We start from the raw sequence: 9,890 nt of genomic DNA, 5'->3' as shown, positions 1-9,890 counted from the left end.
AAACACGCGTTATCGTTGACGTTTTTCGCGAGCAAGCTCGCTCCTACAAAAAAGCCTTAACTGAACGGCATTAGGGCTTGCCCCTCCCACATTTTGAATTTACGCGCCGCGAAAATCGCCGGCATTCAGGCCGAATCGACTCATCTTGTTGTACAACCCACCCCGCGATACGTTCAGTTGCCGGGCGGCCAGGCGGATGTTGCCGCCGGTGCTTTTGAGTGCGGCGACGATGGCGTGCATTTCGTGGCTGCTCAGGTCCTGGGCGGGCTGAGGTTCGTGGTGGCGCAGCGTGGCGCGCGGTCTGGTTTCCAGAGGCAGATCGGCCGCCTGGATCAACTCGCCTGTCGCCAGGTTGGTGGCGCGCTCGATGCTGTTTTCCAGCTCGCGCACATTGCCCGGCCAGGCGTAGGCCGAGAGCAATTCCAGCGCCTCCGGGGCAAAGCCCTGCACCGCTTTACGCAGCGAACGAGCACAGCGTGTAAGGAAGTGCCGCGCCAGCAACGGGATGTCTTCACGGCGCATGCGCAACGGCGGTACGGTCAGGTTCAGTACGTTGAGGCGGTAGTAGAGGTCTTCACGGAACGCGCCTTCGGCCACCGCCTGGCTAAGGTTGCGGTGGGTCGCGGCGATGATGCGCACGTCCACCTGCCGTGAGTTTTTCGCGCCGACGCGGGTGATCTCGCCTTCCTGCAACACTCGCAGCAGGCTGACCTGAGCGTCGAAGGACATATCGCCAATCTCATCCAGAAAGATCGTACCGCCATCCGCCAGTTCAAACTTGCCCGCCGACCCGCCACGGGCCGAGCCGGTGAATGCGCCTTCGACATGCCCGAACAGCTCGCTCTGCACCAGGTCGCGTGGGATCGCGCCGCAGTTGACCGCCACGAACGGGCCGTTGGCGCGGTCGCTGGCGTTGTGGATGGCCTGGGCGAACAGTTCCTTGCCGGTGCCGCTTTCGCCGAGGATCAGGGTGGTGGATTCACTGCGACTGGCGATACGCCCCAGGTGCAGCGCGTCCTGGATCGCCCGCGACGTGCCCTGGATGGTGTCGAAGGTATAGCGGGCCTGGGTGCTGATGATGCGCCGGGTGATTTCGCGGATGCGGCGGTTCTCGCGCAGTGACACGATCACCCCGCCCTGCTCCAGCGGGCACACCGAGACCAGGCAGGCGAGCTGGCTGCGGTCGCGCAGGTGGAAGGTGCAATCGAGGTCACGCACCGGCTCACCGCCGCGTAGAAGAATGGCGTCACTCAACTCACTGCGGCCCAGGCGCTGGAACGGGCTGCCGATCAGTTCCAGCCCCACCCCGAACAGTTGCCGGGCATAACGGTTGAGCGCCTTGATGCAGCCACGCTCATCGAGCACCACCAGGCCCTCGTTGAGGACTTCGAGCACGGTTTGCTGCTCTTCCAACAGCGCTTGCAGGGCCATCTGGCGAGAGACCGCTTCGGCGGCGGCTTGCACGGTGCCGAGGGTGTGAAAGTGAAACCAGCCGGGCTCGGCGGTGAGGGTCAGCATCGCCAGGGTCTGGCCCTGGGCATTCCTGATCGGCGCGGCGGCGCAGTGCATGCGGCGTTGGCGCAGGCCACTGCCGAAGTTCTCCTCGGCCAGCACGTACACCAGGCGGTCTTCGGCCAGGGCCAGGCCGGTGCAATTGGTGCCCTGGACTGATTCGAGCAGGCGACTGCCGACGGGGGTGATGTCCAGCCCGCAGAAATACAGGGTGATGCCGTCGGCGTCGGTGAGGTTGATATGGCCGCGAGGGTTGTAGGCCAACAAGCCGTGCATGACTTGCGCGGCGGCGGCGATCAGCACGCGGTGGCTGGCCAGGGTGGTCGCCAGCGTGTCGGCGGCGGCGAAGCGGTATTGACTGTCCTGCGGGTCGATATCGGCATCGACACTGCGCCGCCACGAGTCCCAGATTACCTGGCGCACCTCGGCCGGGCGCTGCACCTGCCCGGCCAGGCAGGCGCGCCACGCGTGTTCCAGCGCGGCAATGGGGCCGTCGTTCAGCGCCGCCGGCCCCAGGGCCGTCAGGTAGTCGAGGTCTTGCATGCTGAACGCCATGCTCATCGTGAGGTACCCATGTTCATGTTTTTGACATGTCAGTATAGGCATGTCATCAGAATGAACACATTTTGTTTATTGTATTTTATAAACTGTTAATTATCAGTCACTTATAAATTGGCATAACCTTTGCTCCTGCCCCTTTGCCAGTCAGGGCTGTCCTGCGGCCAACAATAAAAAGGGGTCATTTCATGAGTACACAGAATATCCGCCTGGGCTTGATCGGTGCTGGTCGCATGGGCAGCTTCCACGGTTTGACCGCTGCGCGACACATCCCCGGCGCGACCCTCGCCGCCATCGCCGACCCCACTCCCGGCCAAGCCGCACGCCTGGCGGCCGAACTGGGGGTGGACAAGGTCTACACCGACCCGCAGCAGTTGCTCGACGACCCGGACATCGACGGCGTCCTCATCGCCGCCCCCGCCCGCAGCCACGCCGAACTGGTGATCAGCGCCGCTCGCGCCGGCAAGGGGATCTTCTGCGAAAAACCCATGGCCATCACCCTCGACGAAGCCGACCGCGCCATTGCCGCCGCGGCCGATGCGCGCGTGCCGCTGCAGGTCGGTTTCAATCGGCGCTTCGCCAAGAGCTTCCGCACCGCCCACCTCGACGTGGCGGCCGGCCGCATCGGCACGCCGCAGCTGTTGCGCTCGCTGACCCGCGACCCGGCACTCAATAACCCGGCCAATTCGCCGCAATGGGTGATCTTCCTGGAAACCCTGATCCACGACTTCGACACCCTGCGCTACCTCAACCCCGGTGCCGAAGCGGTGCAGGTGTATGTGATGGCCGACGCACTGATCGCGCCGGAGTACAAAAGCAAAGGCTTCCTCGACACCGCCGTGGTCGCGATCCGCTTCGACAACGGCGCCATCGCCACCGCCGAGGCCAACTTCCAGGCAGTGTACGGCTACGACGTGCGCGGCGAAGTGTTCGGTAGCGCCGGCATGCTGAGCATGGGCAGCCTCAACGACTCCGACCTGGTGCGCTACCTGGCCCAGGGCATCCAGGCCGACACCCAGCGTATGGACACCGACCTGCTGCGCGACGCCTACATCGCCGAACTCAACCACTTTGTCGACTGCTTGCGCAGCGGCGCCAAGCCCATGGCCAGTGGTGAAGACGCGCGCGCCGCCCTGGCGATCGCCCGCGCCTGCATCGAGTCGTTCGAAACCGGCAAGGCCGTGGCCGTGCAGGGAGCCCGCTGATGAGCCCGTTCAAACTGGCGATCAGTGCCGAGATGGTGTTTCTCGACCTGCCCTTCATCGAGCGCGTGAAGCGCATCCACGCACTGGGTTTCAGCGCCGAGATCTGGAATTGGACCCACAAGGACATCAGCGCCCTCGCCGCCACCGGCGCCGATTTCACCTCGATGACCGGCTATATCAGCGGCAGCCTTACCGACCCCGACGGCATCCGCCAACTGCTCGACAGCGCGCGCGAATCCATCGGCGTCGCCGAGCGCCTGAACTGCCCCAGCCTCAACCTGCACGGCACCGGCCTGGGTGACGGCGGCCTGCCGGTGCAGCCCGTGGGCCAGACCACCGGGCGCATGTGGCTGAGCGCGTGCAAGACACTGGAAAAAATCGCGCGCCTGGGCGAAGACGTCGGCCGCGTGTTCCTGCTGGAAAACCTCAACACCGAGGTCGACCACCCCGGCGTTCCGTTCGCCCGCGCCGACGACACCCTGGCGCTGATCGAAGCGGTGGGCAGCCCGCACCTGAAGATGAACCTGGACCTGTACCACGCGCAGATCGGCGAAGGAAACCTGATCGAACTGATCCAGCGCGCAGGCAGCGCCATCGGCGAAATCCAGGTGGCCGACGTGCCCGGGCGCAAGGAGCCTGGCACCGGCGAAATCCACTACCCGGCCATTGCCAGGGCCCTGCACGCCATGGGCTACAACGGCGTGGTCGGCCTCGAAGGCTGGGCCAGCGGCGACAGTGAGTTGGCCCTGGAGCGTTTCCGTCAAGCGTTCACCCTATAACAATAAAAGGAACACCCTCATGCATCGCTATTCATTGCTTGTTGCTGCGTTTTTACTGCTGTTCAGCCAATGGACCTTCGCCGCGTATCGCATCGGCGTGAGCATCGCGCGGGTCGACGATAATTTCATGACCTACGTGCGCACCGGCCTGGAAAATGCCGCTAAACAACAGGACGTGCAGATCCAGTTCGAAGACGCCCAGGGCGACGTGGTGCGCCAGCTCAACCAGGTCGAAGGCTTTCTCAACCAGAAAGTCGACGCCGTGATCGTGCTGCCGGTGGACACCGCCGCCACCGCCAACATGACCCGCGCCGCCGTAGCGGCCAAGACGCCGCTGGTGTACGTCAACCGCCATCCGGATGAGCGCACTTTGCCCAAGGGCGTCGTCACCGTGGCGTCCAACGATATCGAAGCCGGGCGATTGCAGATGCGCTACCTCGCGGACAAACTCGGCGGCAAAGGCCATGTGGCGATCATCATGGGCGACCTCGCGCAGAACGCCACCCATGACCGCACCGAAGGCGCCAAGCAGGTGCTCAAGGACTTTCCCGGCATCAAGGTGGTGGAGCAGCAAAGCGCCGAGTGGCAACGCAGCAAGGGCATGGACCTGACCAGCAACTGGTTGCTGGCGGGCACGGAGTTCGATGCCATCGTGGCCAACAACGATGAAATGGCGATTGGCGCGGCCATGGCCTTGCAACAGGCGGGCAAGGCCAAGGGTGAGATCGCAATTATCGGCATCGACGGCTTGCCCGACGGCTTGGCGGCGATCAAGCGAGGCATGCTCACCGCCTCGGTGTTCCAGGACCCCAAGGCCCAGGCCACTCAGGCAGTGCAGTCGGCGATCAAGATGATCAAGGGCGAGCCGATCGAGTCGGAGGTGTGGGTGCCGTTCGAGCTCATCAAGCCTGAACAGGTGGCGGTGTTCGAACAGCGCTACAAATAAATCGAAGATAAGGACATCCAACTGTGGGAGGGGCAAGTCGAATCGTCGCCCCGCCCCTCCCCCACACCTGGATCTCAATCAGTCCAGGTCACTTGCGTCATGCCGCTCGGCCAACTGCTCATGGGGCTCACCCGAGACCCGATTCACCCGCCGCCCACGCTGCACCGCCGGCCGCGCTTCAATCGCCTCCGCCCAGCGCTGTACATGTTTGTACTCATGCACCGACAGAAACTCCGCGGCCCCATACAAGCGGCCTTTGACCAGCCCGCCGTACCACGGCCAGATGGCAATGTCGGCGATGGTGTATTCATCCCCGGCGATGTATTCGCTCACCGCCAGGCGTTGGTCAAGCACGTCCAGTTGGCGCTTGGTCTCCATGGCAAAACGGTTGATCGGGTATTCCATCTTGCTCGGTGCATAGGCATAGAAATGCCCGAAGCCACCGCCCAGGTAAGGCGCGCTGCCCATCTGCCAGAACAGCCACGACAAGCACTCCGCGCGGGCCGCTGGCTCGGTGGGGAAGAACGCGCCGAACTTCTCGGCCAGGTACTGCAGGATCGCGCCGGACTCGAACACGCGAATCGGCTGGGCGCCGCTGTGGTCCATCAAGGCCGGGATCTTGGAGTTCGGGTTGACCGCGACAAAGCCGCTGCCGAACTGGTCGCCATCGCCGATCTTGATCAGCCAGGCGTCGTACTCCGCGCCGCGGTGCCCCAGGGCCAGCAATTCTTCGAGCAGGATGGTGACCTTCTGCCCGTTGGGCGTGGCCAGGGAATACAACTGCAACGGGTGCTTGCCGATTGGCAGTGTCTTTTCATGGGTGGCGCCGGCAATCGGGCGGTTGATGCTGGCGAAGGTGCCGCCGCTTTCGGTGTCCCAGGTCCAGACTTTCGGGGGTACATACTCGGTCATGCTTACGACTCCAGCAGCGTTTGCGATCAGCGAAGCGCTTGAGACTAAACCAAAGACGGGTGGTGCGTCACACTCCCCGCCTCAGCGTGCCGGGGTACCTGCACACGCAGGGCGATCAACAACGCCGCCAGCAGCATCAAGCAACCCGCGCCCAGAAACACCCCGTCGATACCGGTGGCACTGAACATCGCGCCCCCGCCAGCGGCACCCGCCGCGATTGCCGATTGCACCGAAGCGACCACCATGCCACCGGCACTTTCCGCCTGATCCGGCACCGCACGCGCCACCCAGTTCGACCACGCTACCGGCACGCCGCCGAAGGCCATGCCCCACAGCGCCAGGAGCAACGCCTGGCCCGGCAGCGATGCCGGCAGCAGCACCAGGGCCAACGCAGCGACGCCCACCAGGACCGGCATCAACACCAGGGTTCCACGGGGATTGCGCACCAGCAACCACCCGGCCAGCAGCGTGCCGACAAAATTCGCCACGCCAAACCCCAGCAGCATCAGTGCCAGCCCTTGGGGGCCGACCCCGGTGGTGCTTTCCAGGAACGGGCGAATGTAGGTAAACAGCGCGAAGTGCCCGGTGTGCACCAGCACGCAGCCGAACATGCCCACGGCAATGCCGGGGCGCAGCAGTACATCAAGCACGGTGCGCAGGCGTGCGGTGCCACGGGGTGCCAGGCGTGGCAGTGTGAACAGCTGGAACGCCAGGGTCACCACGCCAACGACGGCGGCAGCAACAAACGCGCTGCGCCAGCCGTACAGGCCGCCGAGGTAGCTGCCCAACGGCACTGCGACGACGGTACCCAGCGCAATGCCGCTGAAGATGATCGACAGGGCACGGGGCAGCAACGCCGCCGGTACCAGGCGCATCGCAACCGCCGCCGCCATGCTCCAGAAACCGCCAAGGGCAATGCCCAGCAAGATGCGCATCAACAACAGCACCAGCAGGCTGGACGAGAACGCCACCAGCAGGTTGGACGCAATCATCAGCGTGGAGAACCCCAACAGCACCAGGCGCCGGTCGATACCGCGCGTCAGGCCAGGCACCAGCAACCCGGCGAACAAGGCCACCACCGCCGTGACCGTGACCGCTTGCCCGGCCAACGCTTGGGACACGCCCAGGTCCAGGGCCATCGGCGTCAGCAGGCTGGCCGGCAGGTACTCCGCCGTGAGCAGGCCGAACACGCCCATCGCCAGGGAAAACACCGCCATCCACGCCGGCGTGGTCGGTTCTACCCTGCAATCGACAGGGGCATGGGACACACAATCATTCATCACAAGACATCCTCAGGCATTAGCGTGACGGCCAGTCTAGGTTCCGCTCTCTGGATGATCTATGATTAAAACCCTTGAGTTTTTGACCGAAACCCCGAATATGCCAACCGACAACGCGTTCGCCCTGTCCTCCGAACTGATCAATGAGCTGCTGCGCAGCATGCGCCTGCGCGGCGTGCAGTACCGGCGCATCCAGGCCGGGCCGGTGTTCGGTATCGGCTTTGCGGCCAAGCCGGGCCACGCGTATTTCCATTTTCTGGCCGCCGGCTGCGCGACCCTGCGCCTGCAGGACGGCAGCCTCTTTGAGTTGTCGGCCGGTAATGCGGTGTTCATCGCCCATGGTGGCGCCCACGCGTTGTTGTCCAAAGCGGATGACCCCGTGCAGGACATCGCCAGCTTCGACGCCGCACCGCTGGGCGATACCGTGTGTGCCGTGAATGCCTCGCCCGATGAGCCGCCCAGCACCCTGCTGTTCAGCGCCTGCATGGAGTTCGAGCTCGACAGCATCCAGGGCCTTGGCAACCTGATGCCGGCCTTGATGCTGATCGACGCCGGGGGCCAGCGTTACCCCGGCTTGATGCCGATCCTGGCGGTGATGGAACGCGAAGTCTCCAGTGCCCGCGTCGGTTATGCCGGCATCCTCGCGCGCCTGGCCGATGTGGTGGCGGCGATGATCGTGCGGGGCTGGGTCGAATGCGCCTGCGCCAATGCATCGGGCCTCGCGGCCGCCTTGCGCGACACCCGGTTGGCGGGCGCCCTGCTCGCCCTGCACCAGCAACCGGGGCGCGACTGGAGCGTGGCCGAACTGGCGGCGCACTGTCATACCTCACGTTCGGTGTTCGCGGATCGTTTCCAGGCCACCCTGGGGGTACCACCGCTGCGTTACGTGACCGAACTGCGCATGCGCCTCGCCAGCCAGTGGCTGACCCTGGAGCGCCTGCCCATCGAAGAAGTGGCGTACCGACTCGGCTATACCTCCCAGGCGGCCTTCAGTCGCGCCTATAAACGCATCACCGGGCAACCGCCGGGCGCCAGCCGCCAAGGTTTCAGGAGCCCGGCATGAACGCCGGGCTGGAAGACATCCTCGCCGAGCACCTGCACGTGGTGTTCTGCGGCATCAACCCCGGCAAGGGTTCCGCTGCCCTCGGCCTGCACTTCGCCAACCGCAGCAACCGCTTCTGGCGCACCCTGCACCTGGCCGGTTTCACCCCCCATGAAATCCGCCCCGAGCACGGCCGCACGCTGTTGCACTACCACTGCGGCCTGACCACGTTGGTGGAACGCCCCACGGCCAGCGCGGGTGAACTGGCGCGACATGAGTTCACACAGGCGGCGGCGGGCTTCGAACAGAAGATCCGCCACTACGCGCCGCGCTTCGTGGCGTTTCTCGGCAAGCCCGGCTACAGCGCGTTAAGCGGCCAACGCGAGATCGGCTGGGGCTTGCAGCCAAAGGTGTTGGGCGGTGCGTCAGTGTGGGTACTGCCCAACCCCAGCGGGCGCAACCTGGCGTTCAGCCTGGAGCAGTTGGTGCAGGCGTATCAACAATTGCGCCGGGCGACCGAGTGCCCTTAATCTCTTGAGCTCGTCACCCTGATAGCAATGGAGGCTTCATGAAACTGATCGGCATGCTGGACTCGCCTTACGTACGCCGCGTGGCAATTTCCCTGGACTTGTACGGGGTGGATTTTGAGCATGAACCCTTGTCCGTGTTCCGCACCTTCAACGAATTTGCGCAGATCAACCCGGTGGTCAAGGCGCCTACCCTGGTGCTGGACGATGGCACGGTATTGATGGACTCCAGCCTGATCCTGGACTACCTCGAAGCCTTGGCCCCGACTGACAGGAAGCTGCTGCCCCAACAACCGACGGCACTTGCCAAGGACTTGCAGGTTCTGGGACTGGCGCTGGCAGCCTGTGAGAAGAGCGTGCAGATCGTCTACGAACACAACCTGCGCCCGGCCGAGAAACTGCATGCACCCTGGCTTGAGCGCGTGACCGGCCAACTGCTCGCGGCCTATGCGTTGCTGGACAAGCAAGTGGGCAACAGCGAAGCACTGACCCAGGCCTCGATTACCGCGGCGGTTGCTTGGTCGTTCAGCCAGTTCACCGTGGCATCGGTGGTCAAGGCGGATGCGTTTCCTAATCTGCAACGGCATGCCGAGCGGCTGGAGCAGCATCCGGCGTTCAAGCGTTACCCGATTGAATAAGCGATGCAGTTCAAATGAGAGAGGAGGCCTGCCCCCGATGGCGGTGGTCAGTGACGGACGAACTGACTGATACACCGCCATCGGGGGCAAGCCCCCGATAACCATGGGTATCAGGAGCAACTTTGTAGCAGCCCCGGTAACCACGATGCGAAGCGAGCCGCTCTTGATCTTGCCGTTGCTTTAGATCTTGATCTTGCTTTTGATCTTGATCTCAGGCGCCCCGTTAAACCACGCTGGCCGGAATTCGATATTGATTTGGGGGGTAAACCGGCAGGGATGCCGGTTTAGCCGCCCCGCGCCATGGATGGCGCGGGGCGGCGGCCCCCCAAATCAATGTCGGATTACGGGCACACCGAGCCTAGGCGAGGTGCCGAGTGGTGGGGCAAAGCGTTTTTGGTTACTTTTGGCGCTTTTCTGTATGGACCGGACACATGGTGGACACATGTGCGGGGACATGGTTGACACATTATGGACCATAGTCAGGTTTGCTC

General features: G+C 64.0%; 9 protein-coding genes. 6 read left to right on the top strand and 3 right to left on the bottom strand.

The genetic code is table 11. From position 1 onward, the window contains the following. Positions 1-99 precede the first annotated feature (99 nt). Positions 100-2,073 carry a sigma-54 interaction domain-containing protein gene (locus AC1Q6I_RS34305; protein ID WP_102625698.1) on the bottom strand — a complete coding sequence of 658 codons (1,974 nt, stop codon included), beginning with the start codon at positions 2,071-2,073 and terminating at the stop codon, positions 100-102. Between the two features lie 185 nt (positions 2,074-2,258). Here AC1Q6I_RS34305 and AC1Q6I_RS34300 point away from each other — a divergent pair, with 185 nt between their 5' ends. The 3 genes from AC1Q6I_RS34300 to AC1Q6I_RS34290 are packed head-to-tail and all read left to right on the top strand — an operon-like array spanning position 2,259 to position 5,000. Continuing rightward, on the top strand, positions 2,259-3,275 hold the full coding sequence (locus tag AC1Q6I_RS34300; protein WP_024074777.1) for a Gfo/Idh/MocA family oxidoreductase: 1,017 nt from the start codon (positions 2,259-2,261) through the stop codon (positions 3,273-3,275). Further along, positions 3,275-4,054, top strand: coding sequence for a TIM barrel protein (locus tag AC1Q6I_RS34295; protein ID WP_102625699.1), 780 nt, complete (start codon positions 3,275-3,277; stop codon positions 4,052-4,054). The genes AC1Q6I_RS34300 and AC1Q6I_RS34295 overlap by 1 nt, the downstream gene beginning before the upstream one ends. A gap of 19 nt (positions 4,055-4,073) precedes the next feature. Next, on the top strand, positions 4,074-5,000 hold the full coding sequence (locus AC1Q6I_RS34290) for a sugar ABC transporter substrate-binding protein (protein ID WP_102625700.1): 927 nt from the start codon (positions 4,074-4,076) through the stop codon (positions 4,998-5,000). 78 nt (positions 5,001-5,078) lie between these two features. On the opposite strand, the gene yghU is transcribed toward AC1Q6I_RS34290, so the two are convergent. Together yghU and AC1Q6I_RS34280 are read right to left on the bottom strand one after the other, a co-directional pair. Next, on the bottom strand, positions 5,079-5,912 hold the full coding sequence (gene yghU, locus AC1Q6I_RS34285; RefSeq protein WP_069075738.1) for a glutathione-dependent disulfide-bond oxidoreductase: 834 nt from the start codon (positions 5,910-5,912) through the stop codon (positions 5,079-5,081). A 44-nt stretch (positions 5,913-5,956) separates the two neighbouring features. Beyond that, positions 5,957-7,192: an MFS transporter gene (locus tag AC1Q6I_RS34280; RefSeq protein ID WP_102625701.1), complete on the bottom strand. Its 1,236-nt coding sequence runs from the start codon at positions 7,190-7,192 to the stop codon at positions 5,957-5,959. Positions 7,193-7,292: 100 nt separating this feature from the next. Between AC1Q6I_RS34280 and AC1Q6I_RS34275 the strand changes: the two genes are divergently transcribed. Genes AC1Q6I_RS34275 through AC1Q6I_RS34265 form a run of 3 tightly spaced genes read left to right on the top strand, consistent with a single transcriptional unit; the run spans position 7,293 to position 9,399 of the window. Further along, positions 7,293-8,255 carry an AraC family transcriptional regulator gene (locus AC1Q6I_RS34275; protein WP_069077386.1) on the top strand — a complete coding sequence of 321 codons (963 nt, stop codon included), beginning with the start codon at positions 7,293-7,295 and terminating at the stop codon, positions 8,253-8,255. Continuing rightward, positions 8,252-8,764 carry a G/U mismatch-specific DNA glycosylase gene (gene mug / locus AC1Q6I_RS34270; protein WP_102625702.1) on the top strand — a complete coding sequence of 171 codons (513 nt, stop codon included), beginning with the start codon at positions 8,252-8,254 and terminating at the stop codon, positions 8,762-8,764. The genes AC1Q6I_RS34275 and mug overlap by 4 nt, the downstream gene beginning before the upstream one ends. Positions 8,765-8,802: 38 nt before the next feature. After that, positions 8,803-9,399 (top strand): glutathione S-transferase family protein, encoded by a 597-nt coding sequence (locus AC1Q6I_RS34265; RefSeq protein WP_102625703.1) that lies wholly within the window; start codon positions 8,803-8,805, stop codon positions 9,397-9,399. The last annotated feature ends 491 nt before the right edge of the window (positions 9,400-9,890 follow it).

This window comes from Pseudomonas sp. MPR-R2A5 (assembly GCF_058793055.1).
This window is presented reverse-complemented; position numbering and strand designations above follow the sequence as displayed.

Excerpts from the sequence above, each read along its gene's own strand:
- AC1Q6I_RS34305 (WP_102625698.1), bottom strand. The coding sequence starts at position 2,073 with ATGAGCATGGCGTTCAGCATGCAAGACCTCGACTACCTGACGGCCCTG.
- AC1Q6I_RS34300 (WP_024074777.1), top strand. The coding sequence starts at position 2,259 with ATGAGTACACAGAATATCCGCCTGGGCTTGATCGGTGCTGGTCGCATG.
- AC1Q6I_RS34295 (WP_102625699.1), top strand. The coding sequence starts at position 3,275 with ATGAGCCCGTTCAAACTGGCGATCAGTGCCGAGATGGTGTTTCTCGAC.
- AC1Q6I_RS34290 (WP_102625700.1), top strand. The coding sequence starts at position 4,074 with ATGCATCGCTATTCATTGCTTGTTGCTGCGTTTTTACTGCTGTTCAGC.
- yghU (WP_069075738.1), bottom strand. The coding sequence starts at position 5,912 with ATGACCGAGTATGTACCCCCGAAAGTCTGGACCTGGGACACCGAAAGC.
- AC1Q6I_RS34280 (WP_102625701.1), bottom strand. The coding sequence starts at position 7,192 with ATGAATGATTGTGTGTCCCATGCCCCTGTCGATTGCAGGGTAGAACCG.
- AC1Q6I_RS34275 (WP_069077386.1), top strand. The coding sequence starts at position 7,293 with ATGCCAACCGACAACGCGTTCGCCCTGTCCTCCGAACTGATCAATGAG.
- mug (WP_102625702.1), top strand. The coding sequence starts at position 8,252 with ATGAACGCCGGGCTGGAAGACATCCTCGCCGAGCACCTGCACGTGGTG.
- AC1Q6I_RS34265 (WP_102625703.1), top strand. The coding sequence starts at position 8,803 with ATGAAACTGATCGGCATGCTGGACTCGCCTTACGTACGCCGCGTGGCA.